At 33.2% G+C, this 18,132-nt stretch carries 18 protein-coding genes, 1 tRNA gene and 3 pseudogenes; 12 read left to right on the top strand and 10 right to left on the bottom strand.

Annotated features, from left to right (window positions below; genetic code table 11):
* Nucleotides 1-60 precede the first annotated feature (60 nt).
* Together wTKK_RS06320 and wTKK_RS06065 are read right to left on the bottom strand one after the other, a co-directional pair.
* Nucleotides 61-1,010 (bottom strand): annotated as a pseudogene (locus wTKK_RS06320) (IS5 family transposase).
* A gap of 141 nt (nucleotides 1,011-1,151) precedes the next feature.
* Entirely contained in the window at nucleotides 1,152-2,609 is a 1,458-nt protein-coding gene (locus wTKK_RS06065) for a TrkH family potassium uptake protein (protein ID WP_407512741.1), read from the bottom strand.
* A 356-nt stretch (nucleotides 2,610-2,965) separates the two neighbouring features.
* On the opposite strand from wTKK_RS06065, the gene wTKK_RS06060 reads away from it, so the two are divergent.
* On the top strand, nucleotides 2,966-3,139 hold the full coding sequence (locus wTKK_RS06060; RefSeq protein ID WP_407512740.1) for a hypothetical protein: 174 nt from the start codon (nucleotides 2,966-2,968) through the stop codon (nucleotides 3,137-3,139).
* Between the two features lie 23 nt (nucleotides 3,140-3,162).
* Complete coding sequence (locus tag wTKK_RS06055) at nucleotides 3,163-3,603, top strand: hypothetical protein (RefSeq protein ID WP_407512739.1); 441 nt, start codon at nucleotides 3,163-3,165, stop codon at nucleotides 3,601-3,603.
* Nucleotides 3,604-3,718: 115 nt separating this feature from the next.
* Here wTKK_RS06055 and wTKK_RS06050 read toward each other — a convergent pair whose 3' ends face one another.
* From wTKK_RS06050 to rpsB, 5 genes are all read right to left on the bottom strand, one after another.
* Entirely contained in the window at nucleotides 3,719-4,738 is a 1,020-nt protein-coding gene (locus wTKK_RS06050; protein ID WP_407512738.1) for a substrate-binding domain-containing protein, read from the bottom strand.
* Between the two features lie 194 nt (nucleotides 4,739-4,932).
* Nucleotides 4,933-5,490 (bottom strand): ribosome recycling factor, encoded by a 558-nt coding sequence (gene frr / locus wTKK_RS06045; RefSeq protein ID WP_407512736.1) that lies wholly within the window; start codon nucleotides 5,488-5,490, stop codon nucleotides 4,933-4,935.
* Between the two features lie 7 nt (nucleotides 5,491-5,497).
* A complete protein-coding gene (gene pyrH / locus wTKK_RS06040) occupies nucleotides 5,498-6,241 on the bottom strand; it encodes a UMP kinase (protein ID WP_407512734.1) in 744 nt (247 codons plus the stop codon).
* Entirely contained in the window at nucleotides 6,225-7,070 is an 846-nt protein-coding gene (gene tsf / locus wTKK_RS06035; RefSeq protein WP_407512732.1) for a translation elongation factor Ts, read from the bottom strand. Before tsf ends, pyrH begins: the two co-directional genes overlap by 17 nt.
* Complete coding sequence (gene rpsB, locus wTKK_RS06030) at nucleotides 7,067-7,882, bottom strand: 30S ribosomal protein S2 (protein WP_407512731.1); 816 nt, start codon at nucleotides 7,880-7,882, stop codon at nucleotides 7,067-7,069. Before rpsB ends, tsf begins: the two co-directional genes overlap by 4 nt.
* 181 nt (nucleotides 7,883-8,063) lie before the next feature.
* On the opposite strand from rpsB, the gene wTKK_RS06025 reads away from it, so the two are divergent.
* The 5 genes from wTKK_RS06025 (at nucleotide 8,064) to wTKK_RS06005 (ending at nucleotide 12,875) form a co-directional block, all read left to right on the top strand.
* Nucleotides 8,064-8,140: transfer RNA gene (locus wTKK_RS06025), tRNA-Asp, on the top strand.
* Between the two features lie 130 nt (nucleotides 8,141-8,270).
* A complete protein-coding gene (gene yajC / locus wTKK_RS06020) occupies nucleotides 8,271-8,684 on the top strand; it encodes a preprotein translocase subunit YajC (protein WP_407512728.1) in 414 nt (137 codons plus the stop codon).
* Nucleotides 8,685-8,692: 8 nt separating this feature from the next.
* The gene (glmS, locus tag wTKK_RS06015) at nucleotides 8,693-10,504 is read left to right on the top strand and encodes a glutamine--fructose-6-phosphate transaminase (isomerizing) (protein ID WP_407512725.1); all 1,812 of its coding nucleotides are present in this window, start codon (nucleotides 8,693-8,695) and stop codon (nucleotides 10,502-10,504) included.
* Between the two features lie 354 nt (nucleotides 10,505-10,858).
* A complete protein-coding gene (locus tag wTKK_RS06010; RefSeq protein ID WP_407512723.1) occupies nucleotides 10,859-11,608 on the top strand; it encodes a hypothetical protein in 750 nt (249 codons plus the stop codon).
* 226 nt (nucleotides 11,609-11,834) lie between these two features.
* Nucleotides 11,835-12,875 (top strand): hypothetical protein, encoded by a 1,041-nt coding sequence (locus tag wTKK_RS06005; RefSeq protein WP_407512721.1) that lies wholly within the window; start codon nucleotides 11,835-11,837, stop codon nucleotides 12,873-12,875.
* Here wTKK_RS06005 and wTKK_RS06000 read toward each other — a convergent pair.
* A complete protein-coding gene (locus wTKK_RS06000; RefSeq protein ID WP_407512720.1) occupies nucleotides 12,865-13,389 on the bottom strand; it encodes a gamma carbonic anhydrase family protein in 525 nt (174 codons plus the stop codon). The two genes, wTKK_RS06005 and wTKK_RS06000, sit on opposite strands and share 11 nt — an antisense overlap.
* A gap of 116 nt (nucleotides 13,390-13,505) precedes the next feature.
* On the opposite strand from wTKK_RS06000, the gene secG reads away from it, so the two are divergent.
* The 5 genes and pseudogenes from secG to wTKK_RS06315 all read left to right on the top strand — a co-directional run.
* Nucleotides 13,506-13,826 (top strand): preprotein translocase subunit SecG, encoded by a 321-nt coding sequence (secG, locus tag wTKK_RS05995; RefSeq protein ID WP_407512831.1) that lies wholly within the window; start codon nucleotides 13,506-13,508, stop codon nucleotides 13,824-13,826.
* Nucleotides 13,826-15,433, top strand: coding sequence for a CTP synthase (locus wTKK_RS05990; RefSeq protein WP_407512718.1), 1,608 nt, complete (start codon nucleotides 13,826-13,828; stop codon nucleotides 15,431-15,433). Before secG ends, wTKK_RS05990 begins: the two co-directional genes overlap by 1 nt.
* Before the next feature lie 37 nt (nucleotides 15,434-15,470).
* Nucleotides 15,471-15,758, top strand: a complete 288-nt coding sequence (locus wTKK_RS05985) for a hypothetical protein (protein ID WP_407512716.1) — start codon at nucleotides 15,471-15,473, stop codon at nucleotides 15,756-15,758.
* A gap of 17 nt (nucleotides 15,759-15,775) precedes the next feature.
* Nucleotides 15,776-16,183: a nucleoside deaminase gene (locus wTKK_RS05980; protein ID WP_211907921.1), complete on the top strand. Its 408-nt coding sequence runs from the start codon at nucleotides 15,776-15,778 to the stop codon at nucleotides 16,181-16,183.
* 72 nt (nucleotides 16,184-16,255) lie between these two features.
* A pseudogene (locus wTKK_RS06315) lies at nucleotides 16,256-16,397 on the top strand (IS3 family transposase); the annotation flags it as partial.
* 117 nt (nucleotides 16,398-16,514) lie between these two features.
* On the opposite strand, the pseudogene wTKK_RS05975 reads toward wTKK_RS06315, so the two are convergent.
* Nucleotides 16,515-17,603 (bottom strand): annotated as a pseudogene (locus tag wTKK_RS05975) (IS481 family transposase).
* 53 nt (nucleotides 17,604-17,656) lie between these two features.
* A complete protein-coding gene (locus wTKK_RS05970) occupies nucleotides 17,657-18,004 on the bottom strand; it encodes a hypothetical protein (protein WP_407512714.1) in 348 nt (115 codons plus the stop codon).
* Nucleotides 18,005-18,132 lie beyond the last annotated feature (128 nt).

Below are 18,132 nucleotides of genomic sequence, written 5' to 3'. Positions count from 1 at the left end.
TCCTCTATCTCCTCTTGGCTTTATTGCATAGGACTGATAGGCATGTAAATCAAAGTAAATTTACGCAGATAATTTAAATTTAGCCATACCTATATCAGTAAATATGTTCAATAAGTAGCACTTAATTAACAGCTCTTTTTCATGATTTACCTCTGATTTATTTTTCAAGCTAAACACAAATATTTGCTTCAACCTATAGAAAAAGACTTCAATATAAGACCGTGCTCCATACTTAATTTTTTTCTTCCATTCATTAATACCATCTTCATAATTCTCATATGACCTAATTCTACTAATATACTCGTTTCCTTCTGATAAGTAATCAGCTAAACAAATTTTAGTATCCTTTCTAGGGCGAATAATAGGCACAATATTGTATTTTCTGCATTCTTTATACACACTTTTTATATCATAAGCCGCATCTGCTCGAATAGAACAAATATTATACTTATCACTGACTTCTTCTCACATATCACAGACCGGCAAATAGTCTACAGCAACACTACTAGTGTAGTTCATGCTTATTGCTTTCTTATCATTCACGTTTAAAACAACATGTAGTTTTCTTACTTGACCATAACCACTGTATTTTCTTTTTCGAGTATTAAGCTTACTGTGCCCACCGTTATTATTGTAGATACTAACTCTAGTGCTATCTACGGCAATTTCAATATTTTCAAAATCATCTTTATTGGCTCTATTGTCATCAATCTTCAAATTAAGCTTTTTAAATCTTCTGGAAGCTTGTGTATAGCTGATAATCTTAAGTTTTTTTGCCTATTTGTACCATATAACCTTTTACAAAACCTACAGCTTGCCTCAAGCCAATTCTAAAAAGATGAACTATTATGTGTATTAAAATCACAACCTTATCACTATAAGTAGTATTGCCACCTGCAACTTTTGGACTATTTTCATACCAATTTTCTATAGCTTGATTAACAAAATGAAAAATATTTCCTCTTTTTTTTGAGAAATTCGTTATATTCTCTTTGGTTGCTTACTCTCACTTTTTACAGCATAAGTTATGCTTGTTTGGAAAATGCCTATTCTACAACAAAATTCGTTAGTAGTCATATATTGAAAAGCTTTTCTTCTTACAATAACCTCTACCAACACTAGCTATGCAACAAAGCCAGCCTGAATTAGCGTTACACCCTGGAATGGAAAAGTTTACAGTATAAACTACCTATACAAAAATAAATTGGCAATATTTCAAGCCTGCCAAGCAGCATCAAAAACGATAGAAACAGCTTTACTCCACCACTAAAGGAGGAATAATTACCTGAAGGACCTATTAGGTTACTAAATCCTAGGCCAGAATTTGTAAGCATTGCAGAAACAGAGCTGATGCTAGTTATAAAGTCCGCATTGCTCAAGTAAGACATCACTATTGATGATATAGCGAACGTTAACATGTAAATCGCAAAAAACGTAAAGACGGATTGAACTTCATCATTTTCCAGTATTTTACCATTGAGTTTTACTCTATCTCTTTCACTTGGATTTAATAAATAGCTAAAGTAATTCCTTATAGATTTTAGAAAAATGACTAAACGGAAGATTTTGATTCCACCACTAGCAGAACCACCACATCCACCAATAAAGGCTAAAAAGAAAGCTAAGACTGAAATAAAGCTCCAATTCAAGTAGTTGCACATTACATAGCCAGTTGATGTGATAAAGGAGGTAATGGTGAATGTGCTGTACCTAAATGATAAAAATACTCCTAAGTCAAAATTTTTATATAACCAAAAACAAGCAAGAAAAGATGAGATAACAACTATCTTAATAAAGTAAGAGACCTGTTCATCATAACAAACGTCTAATCGTCTTATAACTTTTAAATAGCTCATAAAAGGTAAAGAGCCTAAAATCATAAAGATAATTGTTATGACCTCCAATATAGGGTTATTGTAGTAGCCTATAGAATCGTTATAGTTAGCAAGTCCACCATTTGATACAGCGGACATTCCGTGACATACTGCGTCAAATAATGGCATGCCAGCTAGATAGTAGGAAAATATGCACAATAAAATTAGGCAGTAATATATTTCTGCAATATGTATTACTACGCTTCGCGTATGTGGTAACTTTCTTTTAAGAGCATCTGAGTACTCAGAATAGAGTAAATTATTTAAGCTCAAAACCTTAAATATGGGAAAAATTGCAATTCCTACTGTAATTACTCCAAAACCACCTATAACGTGCAGCATTGCTCTCCACAATAGTATCCCCGGAGATTGTTGCTCGATGTAACTTAGAACAGTTGCTCCTGTGGTCGTAATCCCAGATACTGCTTCAAACAGTGCATCAATGTAGCTTAAACTATCAAGATAAAATGGAATAGCTGCAAATAGAGATAATGCAATCCAGGTACAACTGGTAATCGCAAAAATTGCCGGCATTCCATGTAACCTACTTAGTTTACCCAGTAGAATAAAAATCGCACTAAATATGCAGGTAACTATAAATCCAACCAGAAAATTTTTCCATTCGTAACCTAGATAATTATTAGTAATAGCAGGAATAAGCATTGCTACGCCAAACAACAACAGAAAAATTCCCACAATAAACACAATTGAACGTAAAACTTGCAGATTTTCCATAGACAGTACTTTGAAAGCTATATGTTATTAAAACTTCAACCGCTTTGCTAATTTTCTCTTGATTTGATTATAAATAAGTATAACTATAGCGCTAAATTTGCCATAAGAGATAGAGGTAAGGTATGTTATTAACTGACAGACAAAAAAAATTCGAGATTCATTAATTAGTGAAGCTATAAAAGGCAACTTTAAGAATACAAAAAATAATCGCGATAGCGATATACAAGAAGTTTTGAAAACGAATTACCTAGTAATATAAAAGAAGAGTTTAAAGGCGATCTACCTAATCCTTGTACCACTTCACAATTTATTATATTCTAAAAAAATCAAAAGGAAATGAATCAATTTATACAGAAATGGAGCAAAAAATTGAGAGTATTTCATGTGATATAGCTATACAAGAAGGGAAAGGAAGTGATGATTCGCATATGCAAAAAGTGAAAAACTTAAAGAGAATAAGTGATCTTCACCACAAATTACGTCAAACAATAGATTATTTAGATGTTAAAAAAAAGTTAAAGCAGTATTAGAAGATTGTGATACAAATCTAGCAATGATTTTAAATAGACCTATACATTCACAGAGCAAAACTACCCTTTTACTTTATCCTCTGCAAGTTGGTCTTAATAAACGATATATAGGTGATGGTAAAAGATTGAAACAAGAAGATCTGAGAAATATAAAAGAAATTACTAAACTTCTTGGGGATAAAGCTTCTCCTGATATTCGTGACTTGTGGCTTAAACATCAAAGAGTGCCTGAAAATCAAGATGCAGCTGTAATAAAACTTCTTAAAGGTGAGCAACAACGGCATTCCAAGATAGGTAGTGAGAAGTGGCTTGAAGATTTTATTCGAAAAGTTAAGGATTACAAAGAACAAAAAAGCATAAAAGAGAATTGTGGAATAGCCATAGAGAAACCTATCACCAAATGTGTTCTGCAAAACACACAACTTTCTAAAGTGAGCACAAATAGAGCCTGTTATATTTCGTAGAAAGTTTTTGTAGTAAATGAGTGCTTAGGAAAGCTAAGTATGATAACAATAAAAACAAGAATTTAAATATTCTATTGTCAACCTAGTATCCAGAATAAAAAAAATATCAAAGTCATCATAATATTATATCACGAACCTTTTCCAAGATTTTCTTCATATCTTCACTTGAAAGTGGAATTAGACCAAGCCTAGATAGATATCCACCTTCAGTACTAATAGAGTCTACAACTTCTCTAATGAATTCCCTTAATCCATCAACAGTATCTAAGTGTTCTTTCTTGATATAAAGATATAAAGGCCTTGCTAACATATACTCCCCCGATGATATATTTTTATAAGTTGGCTCAATTCCTGCGATTGTGCTTCCTTGAATCTCATCTTGGTTTCTCGCTAAAAAGCTGAAGCTAAATATTCCTAAAGCATTTTTATTACTCTTCAACTTTTGTATTATTATGTTTTCATTAATTCCAACTTCTATATATCTTCCATCATCTCTGATATTACTACATGCTTTCTTTCTCTTTTCTTGGTCTTGATAATTCTCTTTGAAAATCCTTGAGTTCATACACGAATATTGATCAAGCATAATAAAATTAATCAAAGTTTCATGTGTACCTGTATTTTGATGTGGGCCATAGATTTTAATTTCTGTTTTTGGTAGAGCTTGATTTACGTCAGACCAAAATTTCTTGTTATTCTTTACTAATCTATCATTGTCTTCAGAATATGAAGATAAAGTTTCAAATAGGTCATTTTTTGTAAAATCAAATCTATGGCTTTGATTTGAATTTGCAATAACAATTCCATCATAGCCAATTATGATCTCTATTACTTCATTCACTTTATTTCTTTTACATAATTCTCTCTCTACTTCCTTCATAGGGCGAGATGAAGTAGTGATATCTGGTGTGCCTTCCCCTATTCCTGAACAAAACATTTTGAACCCTGATCCACTTCCTATCGATTCTACAACTGGAGTTTTAAAGGAAAATATACGGCTGAATTCTTCAGATATAAATGAGATAAAAGGAAAAACAGTTGAAGATCCAACAATTCTGATATATCTTCTGGCATCAACATTTGACAGTGGGATGAGTAATACAAATGCAAAAATAAGGAAAAGGCGTCTCAGCATCGTTTTCGCTCAAGAGTGTAAACTTAATTATCGTAATAAAAAATCAAGCTGAAAAGCTTTTTTTTTCTAGATTTCAAAAGGTATAACGATCAAATGTGTGCGTAATGATGAGATCTGAATCACAGCATTCATACAGTTGCATATGTATCGAATCCTTGTATGTTTTTCAACACTGAAAATTCTTCCATATTAACTTAATGATGCAATATATCCTTTTCTTTAATAGATAAGTCGTCATCGACTTTTTTTATATTATCATCAGTAATGTTTTGTATTTCCTTTTTGGCAACATGAAAATCATCTTCTGAGATTGCCTTATTTTTCTTCATTTCTTCTATTTCTTCCATAATATCTCTGCGTATATTTCTAATTGCAACTCGTGCATTTTCAGAAAATTGATGCAATAACCTCACTAACTTCTCACGGGTTTCTTGTGTTAAGTCTGGAAGAACTATACGTATAGTATTTCCTTCAACAACAGGATTTAAATTCAGGTTAGCATTGATTATCGCATTTTTTACTTCACCGATAACAGTAGCATCCCAAACTTTAACTGATAGAGTTTTGTTATCTATAGCTGAAACGCCTGCAACTTGGTTCAGTTTTTGATGTCCACCATAGATATTTACAACTATACCATCAAGTAATGATGAGTTAGCTCTACCAGTACGTACACCTTTCATATCATCATGAAAAGACTGAATAGTTTTTAGCATTCTTTCTTTTGTTTTAGCTTTTATTTTGTTTAACATAAATTACCTAATGTTTATAATCTGAGACTATAGTATAAGTACCTTGACCTTTAACAATATTGACCATTTTTTCACTTTTCAAAGAAAAAACTACAATTGGAATAGAATTTTCACGAGCAAGTGAAATTGCTGACGCATCCATAACCTTCAAATCACGAGTTAACAAATCCGTGTAAGAAAGCCTATCGTACATTACAGCATTCTCATTTTTTTTTGGATCAGCAGAATACACGCCACTTACTTGCGTACCTTTTAAAATAACATTACAATTCATTTCAACAGCGCGTAAAGCTGCAGCTGTATCCGTAGTAAAAAATGGATTACCCGTTCCTGCTGCAAAAATTATCACCCTGCCCTCTTCTAAATGATGAATAGCCTTCCTTCTTATATAAGGCTCACATATAGTAGTCATAGGTATAGCAGACAACACCCTAGAGACTATAGAGCTTTTTTCTAAAAAATTTTGCAAAATTAAAGCATTAATGACAGTGCCAAGCATTCCAATATAATCACTGCTTGCTCTTTCACAGCCACTTAAAGATGCTGATGCACCACGAAAAATATTCCCACCACCAACAACAATACAAACTTGAACTCCGAGATTACAAACTTCAACTATGTCTTTGGATAGTTTATCTATTACTTCCATATCATGGCCAAACAGCTTTGATCCCATCAAAGCCTCCCCAGAGATTTTGAATAAAACTCTGGGGTATTTTACTTCTGAAGTTTTGTTACTTACTTGCACCATCCAAAGTAAGTAACTTATAACTAGCTAATTTAACAGCACTTGATTCTATAAAATCAGCAATCTTTATTTTATCATCTCTTATAAACTTCTGCTCCAGCAGAACAACTTCTTCATAGTATTTAGCCATTCGTCCATCTACTATTTTTTTCGCTACCTCTTCAGGTTTATTTAAGCTCTTTACTTGCTCCTCAATTATAGAACGCTCATTGTTTAATTTTTCTTGATCTAAGTCATCTATAGATAAAGCTTCAGGTTTCATAGCAACTACATGCATAGCTATTTGCTTTCCAATCTCTTGTTTATCACCAGATGATTGCAATGCTACTAAAGCACCAATCTTACCTAAGCCATGCATATCACCATGTACATAGCCAGCAATAATCCCATCCTTAGTCTCTAGGTAGCAAAGATTGCTTAACTCTAACTTCTCACCAAGAACCGATGTACCACTCATAATAGCTTCCTGTACTGTACCAACATCTTCACATTTAGCATTTTTTAACTCATCAAGACTAGTACAACGTTCTTGACAAGCAATTGATGCTAAATTTGAAACTAATGCTATGAACTTCTCATTTCTAGCAACAAAATCAGTTTCACAATTGACTCTAACCAATACACCATAATTTTTAGCCAAGCACATAGCAATAAGCCCATCCGAAGCTACTCTATCAGACTTTTTGTCAGCTTTAGCAAGCCCTATTGTACGCAACCTATCAACGGCTTTCTTAATATCACCATCACACTCTTCTAACGCTTTCTTACAATCGCTTAAGCCAAGCCCTGTTCTATCGCGTAATTCCCTTATAATACTTGAATCCATCTTCATTTACTTACTATTACCCCCCTTTCTGTTTCAACCTTAATACGCTTCTTTTTAGTTTGCACAATATCCTCTTCTTTTTCTTGAATAAGCTCATCATTCTTAACTCTAGACCTTGTCAAACTAGACTCTATTCCGGCTAATATAGAATCAGCAACTAATTTACAATAGAGCTCTATTGATTTTCTTGAATCATCATTTCCTGGTATAGGATAGGCAATACCATCTGGGTCAGAATTGGTATCAAGTACTCCAACTACAGGAATACCCAGTTTTTTGGCCTCTTTAACCGCTATATGCTCTTTGTTAGTATCAATAATAAATAAAATATCAGGAACTGCTCCCATTTCTCTAATTCCACCCAATTCTTTATCAAGCTTTTTTCTTTTCTTTTCAATGTTTCCTAATTCTTTTTTTGTTAAGATGCTATCTTCATCATTGGATATTTTCTCATATTGTATCAAAGTTTTTATCGAAGAAGAAACAGTGTTCCAATTAGTAAGCATACCACCAAGCCATCGATCATTTACATAATATTGACCACAACGAACTGCTTCACTTGCAACAATATCTAAAGCTTGAAATTTCGTACCAACAAATAAAATTCGACCATCTTGAGATGCAATACCGTATAAAGCTTTCATCGCCACCTCTAACAATGGTAATGTTTTTCGTAAGTCTATTATGTGTATGCGATTCTGTTGATGTATACCATATATGTATGGGGCCATTTTCGCATTCCAGCGACTAACTTTATGGCCAAAATGCACGCCAGATTCAGCTAAATCACGTATAGTAACTTTAGGCAAATTTATCATATTTACTCCTCCAAATAGTTTACCTTCCATGGCATAACCCTAATGGGACTATTTGCATAAGCCATGTGTGAAATTAAGTTATTTACATAGTAATAAAAAAGACAAAAAAGCGCAAACAAAAAATATTGACAAGTGGCAACACGTTGATTAGCTTTAAAGCTGCAGACGTTAAAAAGCAATGGGGGGTGTAGCTCAGTTGGTTAGAGCGCATGCCTGTCACGCATGAGGTCGTGAGTTCAAGTCTCATCACTCCCGCCATTACAGCAGGAACACCCTAAAATTCTTTAAGTTTCTTATTAATTTGAATTAATTTCTTTCAGAGACTTGACATGATATTGTAATTGCTGCTTAATCTATTTAGTTTTATCGTTAATAATTGGGATTAAATATGTTTATTTCTGAGGTTTTTGCAGCAGATGCGACTAACAATGTATCAGCATCTGTTGCTAGCTTTATTCCACTCATTTTAATATTTGTAGTATTTTATTTTCTCATTATTCGCCCCAATCACAAAAAACTAAAAGAACATAGAAGGATGATAGATCAAATAAAACGTGGTGATACGGTTATTACTTCTAGTGGAATAATAGGTGAAGTAAACAAAGTTGACGAAGTAAATGCACAACTAATACTAGAAATAGCACCAAAAATTGAAATAAAAATCCTAAAGTCTGCTATATCTGAAATCTTAAATAAAGAAATTCAAAATCCAGTAGCTAAATCTATTGAAAAAAGCAAAATTGAAAAGAATGGCAAGAAAAATAAACTAGAGGAAAGTAAAAAAGACAGAAATGCTTCATAATTTACGAGGTGTGTGGAATACTAGGTATAGTAAGTAGCGGTGATTCAGTAATACCAACTCTACTAGCCGCGTTGCAAAAATTGGAATACAGAGGCTATGACTCTTCAGGTATAGCAATTATAAACAATAGAGGTGAGATAGAAGTCAAAAAATCAGAAGGTAAAGTTGAAAGATTATGTGAAGTTGTTCATGAGAGCAAGATATCTAGTAGCAAGGTTGGTATAGCACATACTCGTTGGGCTACACATGGAGTTCCAAATCTTAAAAATGCTCATCCCATTTATATAAATAATGTTGTTGTTGCTCATAATGGCATAATTGAAAATTACAATATATTAAAAAAGGATCTGGAGGAAAAGAGAGTATCTTTTCATACCGACACTGATACAGAAGTAATACCAAACATATTAACTGCATATCTTAATGAAGGATTGTCACCAGTTGATTCTATATTACAGTGTCTAAACAATTTACAAGGTTCACTTGCTTTGGCTTTATTATTTGCAGAATATCCAGATACTTTATTTGTTGCAAAAAGAAATTTGCCTTTAGCAATAGGATATAACTGTAATAAAGTATTTGCTGCCTCTGATACTAATGCTTTGAGTTCATTTGTAGAAAAAGTATTGCATTTAGAAGATAATGATATTGCAGTAATAAAACCTAACGAGTTTAGTATATATAATAATGGCACGCAAGTTAAACGCAGAACAGAAAATAGCAGTCCAAGGAATTTTCTAATTAGTAAAAATGGTTACCCTAGCTTTATGCTAAAAGAAATTTTTGAGCAGCCGTATGCATTAAAGAAAACAATAAATCAATTTTATAAACAATATAAAGAAATCAACAAAGAATTATTTTCTGAACTAGGTTACATTACTATAGTTGGATGCGGTTCATCCTATTTTGCTGGACTAATAGCAAAGTGTTGGCTGGAAAGTATTGCTCAAATTCGGGTATATCTAGAAATCTCGTCAGAATTTAGGTATAGCAGCGTCAAGCTCGAAGAAGGTAGTATTGGCTTATTCATTTCTCAATCTGGTGAAACTGCAGATACTATGGAAGCACTACGTTATGCAAGATTGCAGAAACAAATGATCATTAGCATAATTAATACATTTAATAGCAGCATAGAAAAAGCCTCAGATATTGTATTGCATACTCTTGCTGGACCTGAGATTGGTGTTGCTTCGACAAAAACCTTTTCTACGCAGCTTGCAATTTTAGCATGCTTTGCTGTAGAACTTGGAAAAATAAAAGGTATACTGGGTAGAGAAAGGATAAAGGAACTAAGCGGTGCTATTAATTCTATTTCCGAACATGTTGAGCATGTTTTAAATGTGATGGAAATACAACATATATCAGGCAGTATATTAGAGCACAATAATATAATTATAATTGGGAGAGGAAGCTCATATGGAGTTGCAATGGAAGGTGCATTGAAGATAAAAGAGCTTTCATATATCAACACAATTGGTATTGCAGCGGGAGAAATGAAGCACGGTTCTATCGCTTTGATAGACTCTACTGTACTTGTTATCGCAATTATTCCTTACGATAATTTATTCTTTAAAACGCTATCCAATATACAAGAGATTATTGCAAGAAAAGGTAAAGTAATTGCCTTTAGTGATAAGCAAGGAGCACCGCTCTTAAAGGGAATTTGCATAGATGTGGTGGAACTTCCAGAAGTTGACAATTTTGTTTCTCCAATTATCTACAGTGTTGCTATGCAATTTCTTGCTTATTCTATTGCAGAAAAAAAAGGGTTAGATGTAGATTGTCCGAGAAATTTAGCTAAATCTGTCACAGTTGAGTAGCTTATTTAAAGTGAGTTACTAATACAGCTCTAATTGTCAGTTATAAATCACTGAATTTTACTAATAAGTTCATTGCTATCATTAGCCCTTTGCGAAAGAATATGTAACTAATGTGAGGATGAGAGAGGCTAAAATCCACGCTTCAAATTAACAAGATTTACCATCATGGTTATCAGAGACAACTTAACCTAGAAAGCAAGAATTAACTAACAGAAAAATTGAAAACCAATACCAGTTTCTCAATGTAATACTACTAAAATTTTCTGTTTATGAGTTATATTATGTAAAGATACTATTTGACATTGAGGTTTAAAGATGTTACGTAGTAGTATTATCTAATATGCGAGGTTTATTATGGCTAAAGCAAGTGCTGGTAAAAACTCAAAAAAGCTTAAAGATGGTAAAAATCAGACCATATCACCAAAAAAGTTAAAAGACAGTCAGTATATGTCACCAGAACAGAGCCAGAATTACGGTAAAAAGCTGTGGAATCTATTAGAATCATTAGAAGAAGCAAAATCAGAGTTAAAAAAAAGAAAGTTTGGAATAGAACTAAAAAAAGACACTAAAATATCAGAAAAGGTAATAGAAAAAGTAGTGGAATTGGAAAGGAAAACAGAAAAAGAGGTAGAAGAAATAGCAATGCCAGTATCAAAGTTACTACGTAAGGAAAAAATGATAAAATTACAAGGAACAAAAATAATAAATTTTTTAAAAACATTAGAAAAACAAGTAGAACAAATGCAAGAATTATGTAAGAAACTAGAATTAAATGCTAAAATAGAAAAAGAAGATCTAAATAAGCTCGGGGGCATAGAGAAAGAATCAGAAAAGTGTTGCAGAGAGTTAGTGAGCTATATGCCTAATTCAAATAATCCTAGAATATTGTACACTGCTGTTATTGGTGTTGTTCTTGCTGTTGGGCTAGTAGCGAGTACTATACTTGAACATACAACTAGACTAGGTATATTAGCAATAATTGGCATAGCTACAGCATCTGCACTCGTAGCTGGTGGTGCTACATATGAAGCACTAAGACCTAATACCAAAATAGATGAATCAAAAGAAGTCCAAATAAAGAGTTCTCATCACTCACTTTCCTAATCACACTTTAATTCAAACTTTATCAGTTTTATTCAAGTTGCTTCCAAAAGGAGAATATCAATGGTGTCCTCCCTACTGATTCGGTTAAAATGCAGAAAACGCCTATGTCAAAATTTACACAGATGTTAAGTGCTGCCACTAATTCCCAGTTAGTACAATCTGCGTATCTTATTGACATATTTAATTTATTCTGTTATAATTCTTGGTGAGCACGTTGGGTAAAATAATGAAGAGTTTCAAATGGCTACTCAATCAAGTCAGACTTTCATGGAATAGGTTAATATCAAGAGTAAAGAGCTTTTTTAAAATTAACGATGCACATCGTCAAATAACTGCTAGCAATGGAAATAACCATACAAAAAAAATAAGTATAGAGAATAAAATAGAAACGAAAGGTAATGAGATTGATTTAGAGGATGAACAGGATGTTTTTGAGGATGCTCTAACAGGGGAAGAGCTAGATGAAGAAGAATTTTTTTATGATGTTGAAAGTTTTAATGAACAGGAAGTTAATGCTAGTAGAGAAAAAAAGGAATATGAAAAAAATAAGTACTATAGTCTACAAGATGGTCTACAAGAAAAAAATGAATTTGATCACACAACGCACACTCTTACACTTGCTTTTAAAATTGAAAAGCCATTTCCAGACTCTGACCTTAGTAAATTTAAGTTATGCGAACTTAAGCAAAATGGTGATAAATATACGTTTGTCTTGGAAAATGATCAGAAAAATCGAATAGAATTACACTCTGAATATCTCAATATTTATTTTCCTAAGTATTTTGAGAAACACAGTAAAAAAGGAGCTTACAGCGAACTTTTTTCTCAAGAAGAAAGTAGAATTAGGAATGATATTATAATACTGCTACAAGTTCCAAAAGAAGCAAGCATACTTACCAAAGAATGCAATTGGCTAATAAGAAAGGTTATAGGTGAAATACCAGATTATCTAGTGGGCAAATCTCTTGAACACTGCAGGAGTCATGCAAATTTCTCTCTTAACTTAAACAATACTATATCTCTTTTTCTAACATCAGAACTGATGAAACTTGCAGCTAAATCATCAGGTACTCCAACAGAAACAAATTGGCCAATAAAGGATATTATAGTCAGAGGTGGTTTTATTAATCAGCTTATTGATAAGCAAACTAGAGTTGAAAAAGTGATTGAGCCTTATATTGATAAGAATTATATAGTTGAAGAAACTTTTGAAGTAGTTAGCGTAGAATGTGCACCAGAGCTGAAGATTTCTCAGCCTAGCACATAGCCTTATATTCTTTCATCAGCATGATATAGTTTTGTGCAGATTGTGTAATATGTTTTATTTCTTCATTTGACATTTTTTTGAAGAATTGTGCTGGCCTGCCAGCCCATACTTCACCACTTTTTATCACTTTTCCATGTGTCACCAGTGAACCAGCAGCTACCATAGCTTCAGACTCGACAATCGCATGATCCATTATAACAGAGCCCATACCAATAAATGCTTTATCATGTATCGTGCATGCATGCAACACACAAAAATGTCCAACCGTCACCATACTACCAATAACCGTGTCACCTCCTGGATTTCTATCTACATGAATTACGGTGCCATCTTGAATATTCGTTTCATCACCTATTTCGATTGATCCAACATCTCCTCTGATCACACAATTAAACCAGATACTCGCATTCCTTCCTATTTCAACGTTACCTATGATACGCACACCATCTGCGATAAAAGAACTTTCATCCATTTTTGGCTCATAATCTTTGTATTTTAAAATGTGATAGCTCATAATTTAAATAAGGTTTAATACATACTTAGATTCCAGTAGTCAAGTTACTTGGGTAAAGATATTCTTGACTTATGATCCTCATGCTCCTAAAATTTGTATTTTTAGCTCTATTCATAATGTCAGTAACAGTGCTTAGTGTACTTCAAATAATATTGGTTGTTGTATTGGTAATTTTAGTGCTCCTGCAGCCACCTGAAAGTGGTTCGTTAAGTGGCTTTAGTAATTCACAACAGGGAATGAATTCAATAATTCCGGTAAAGTCTTCTGAAAATCCACTCAGTAGAATAACTACTATAGTTGCTGGACTGTTCATTGTAAATACACTGTTACTATCAGGATTATGTTCAAAAGATGTACATAAAAAATCAATTGCAGAGAAGATTATATTAGAAAAAAAGCAAGAAGGCCAATCAACTTCTGTTCCATTTGAAAATTAATGAAAGAAACCAAGTTTATCTTTGTTACAGGTGGAGTTGTTTCATCACTTGGTAAGGGTTTAGTTGCTTCAAGTGTGGGGGCACTTCTTCAAGCTCATGGGTTCAATGTTCGCATCAGAAAGCTTGACCCATATCTCAACATTGATCCTGGAACAATGAGCCCAGCTCAGCACGGGGAAGTATTTGTTACTGAGGATGGTGCTGAAACTGATTTAGACCTTGGACATTACGAGCGTTTTACTAAAATTAAAGCAACCAAGGACGACAATATAACGACTGGCAAAGTATATAATAAATTATTAAAGAAGGAAAGGTGTGGTGATTATCTAGGCAAAACTGTGCAAATCATTCCTCATGTGACAGATTTAATCAAATCTTTCATTTTTAATGGTACAGAGGATTTAGATTTTGTAATATGCGAAATAGGCGGAACCGTAGGTGATATTGAAAGCCAACCGTTTTTGGAAGCTATACGCCAAGTCAATTATAAACTAGGAAAGCAAAAAGTTATCCTTATTCATTTAACTTTAATACCATATCTCACTGCAGCACAAGAATTAAAGACAAAACCGACACAGCATTCAGTTCGAGAGTTAAACTCTGCGGGGTTACAACCAGATATTATATTATGTCGCAGTGAAAAAGAAATTTCCGATAATCAAAAAGAAAAGATAGCCAATCTTTGCAATGTTTCTTTATCTAACGTAATACCTGCTCCTGATGTAAGCCATATATACGAGTTACCTTCCTTGTATAATCAATGTGGGCTCGGGACACAAATTTTGGATCACTTTCACTTAAGTAAGCCAAAACCAAGCTTGCCTAAATGGGACCAAATAGTACACTCTATGAGACATCCAACACAAGAAGTTATCGTTTCCATAGTAGGAAAATATACTGAATTTCCTGACGCATATAAATCACTGATTGAAGCATTAAACCATGGTGCAATTAGTAATAAAGCTAGAGTGAAGATAAATTGGGTCAACTCAAGAGAAGAGAATGGAAAATTTATAGATGCAAAGTTTATCAGAGAAAAATTACAAAGCTCTAATTCAGTCCTTGTTCCAGGAGGATTTGGTGATAACGGAATAGAAGGCAAAATATTAGCAATAAACTATGCCCGTGTAAATAACATTCCTTTTTTAGGAATATGTCTTGGTATGCAGCTTGCAGTGATTGAATTTGCTCGTAACGTTATTAAGCTTGAAGATGTAGACTCTGAAGAATTTTATACTTGCAAACACCCAATCATCAAGCTCGCTGATGGTAAGAACGTTGATCTTGGTGGAACCATGAGACTTGGAACATACAAGTGTAATGTAAATCCAAATTCAAAAATGGCAAATGTGTATAGTAGTGTCACTATTTCAGAAAGACACAGACACAGATATATAGTTAATTTAGATTATAAAAATAACTTAGAAGAGAATGGAATGATATGCAGTGGTATATCAGAAGATAAAACATGCATAGAGGCAGTGGAGCTAAAAAATCACTCATGGTTTATTGGTGTGCAATTTCATCCAGAATTTCAATCAAGACCATTTTCTCCTCATCCTCTCTTTACATCATTTATTAAGGCAGCTATTGACAATAGAGTTTAATAGAACTGAATAAACTCTATTCTAATAGAGAGGTAAAATGTTACTAAGAAATAGTAAAAATAGCATTACATATGGATCTGCGACCTTCGAAGATAGGCATATAGAACAAATAATATATAAATTAGAGGAGGATCAAATTATAGAGGATATAATGGAAGAAGTAGTTGTAGCTATAAACGAACTAAAATCGGTAGAAGAAATAAAAAAATATTTAAAGAGAGAAATAGATAGCCTTGTAAAAAGGACAATAGTCCTTAGTGGATTCTATAACCTAGAAAAAATAGAAAAGCCAAGAAAAGAAAATTATATTTACCCAACCACCTAATGTTTAAGTACCAATACATGGAACTTGCCATAGAGCAAGCAAAACTTGCTCAGAAAGATGGCGAAGTGCCAATAGGTGCTGTAATAGTTAATGGAAACAATATCATCTCCTCTGCACACAATATATCTAATGATCCAACTGCACATGCAGAAATGTTAACAATTAGAAAAGCATTTTCAACTTCCACGCTTTATGAAGCTGAAATGTACGTAACGTTAGAGCCATGCCCGATGTGCGCTCAAGCTATCTCTTTTGCAAAAATTAAACGTCTGTACTTCGGGGCTTACAATCCCAAAGGTGGAGGAGTTGAAAACGGCACTAGAATATTTCAATTCTGTAACCACATACCTGAAGTTTATGGTGGAATATTAGAAACAAAATGTTCTCTTTTATTAAAAGATTTCTTTGAGAAATTGAGAACTTAGTTTAAGATTTGTGAGATTGTTTCAATATTTTTGAGTAAAATCTGTATTATAACTCTTTCGTATATTTGACCAATTTGCTCATTCAACGTACACAAGGGATGTTATTACGATAACTCCGTTGCAGAAAATTTTACTCAAAAGGGAGCTTCTTATTGATACTTCTCAGCGTTCTGTTCAACAAACTAGGACTTCCATATTTGAATACGTAGAAATTAGATTTCTTGCACTACTGGAATCTAGATTTTCTTGCTAAATCGCGGACTGGCTGGTTATGCAAGAAATCTATTTTTTATCATAAATAACTTAAATATTATATTATACCTCTAATAATTTAGACTTGATCTGACAGAAGAATTGACGAGTTCAAAACTGATATCAGAATCTGTTTTAATGTTATCAATATTTTTTTTTGGTAAGCAATACTCATACTATCAAAAAAGGTCTGCATAGGCATAGCAATACTTACTGGAATGAGTTCTATCTCTGTTATAAGAATGCAACCAATGACGACATCTAACTGAAGCTCCTCCAAAGTACTATAAATCTTTTTCCTAAAGATAATATTGTAACATTCATCTTGCATAGTTCTATGAAACCTTTGACATATACCATTAGTTTGTGGAGAATAAGCTTTGGTTCTAGAATGATCAATATTTTCTACTCCCAAATATAACAGGTACGCATGACTACCTGGTTTACCACAATACTCTGTACCACGATCAGTTAAAATGCGTAGCAATGGAACTTTCTGTTCATCAAAAAATGGTATAACTCTATCATTGAGAAGATCTGCAGCTGTGATAGCAGTTTTCTCCGTATAAAGCTTAGCGAAGGCCACTCTAGAGTAGGTGTCAATAAAAGTTTGTTGATAAATTCTTCGAATACCTTTGATATTGCCTACATAATAGGTATCTTGACTACCTAAGTATCCAGGGTGTTGTGTCTCAATTTCGCCATTGGCTTCTTTTTGTTCCCTAGTTTTTTTCTAAAGCAGCAACTTGCTCCTCCGTTAAAATTATACCGTCTTGGACCACCTTTGCTTCCAGGGCTTTCAATCTCTTTTTAAAATTTTCGAGATCGTTTCTTTGCCATATTGACCTTATACCACTAGCAGATATTAGAATTCCTTTTTTCTTTAATTCATTAGCTGCTCTTTCTTGTCCATATGCTGGAAACTCTACTGCTATTTTAACTACTGCTTCTTTTGTATCCTTTGGTACTCTATTGGTAAGTAATGGTTTGCTTTTGTTTATCTCATATAATGCTTTTCCCCTCCTGTTTCATATAGCTCTTTGAAGCGGTAAAATGTATCCCTTGAATATCCCATTACTTTACACGCTTGGGATACATTTCCTAATTGCTTTGCAAGTTCTAGCAACCCCAACTTTGGTTCTAGTATTTTTTCTTGTGTTGTACTCATGTCTGACACTCCTTTAAAATTTATTTATATTTTTATCTTACTTTATTAATCTGTCAGATCAAATCTAAACTATTACAAAAAACTTCACGATTACTATTTAAACCCAACATCTTTTTCATTCCTTCTAACTCACAAGACGAAGTTTTACCATCTTCTACCGAGTTCACTATAAAGGATACAAAATTATTGTTCACGGCAACAAGTTCGCTGTAAGTAATTTTGAATATATCTTTGTCACGTTTGACACATACACGATATTTTGATGGATCTTCATAATTAATATTTCTCCAATCCAGAGATTCTAGTATGTCCTTGTCCCTTATATGGATTACTAACCGCTTACTATTATCTTCTACAATAGCAAAAGAAAAATTGGCTTTACCATTTATTAGTTTCGTCATCACATCTTTTCTCGTTAGAATCTTTTGATCCGATTGACCAGAACACAAGTTTTTAATGCTGTTCCAGACTGATGAAATTCTTCCTGCAATCCACTTAAAAGACTCTTTTATTTTTTTAACATATTTTA

This window comes from Wolbachia endosymbiont of Trichogramma kaykai, assembly GCF_045765165.1.
Lineage (GTDB): Bacteria > Pseudomonadota > Alphaproteobacteria > Rickettsiales > Anaplasmataceae > Wolbachia.
Note: the sequence above shows the minus strand (reverse complement) of the source record. Positions and strands in the feature narration are given on the sequence as shown.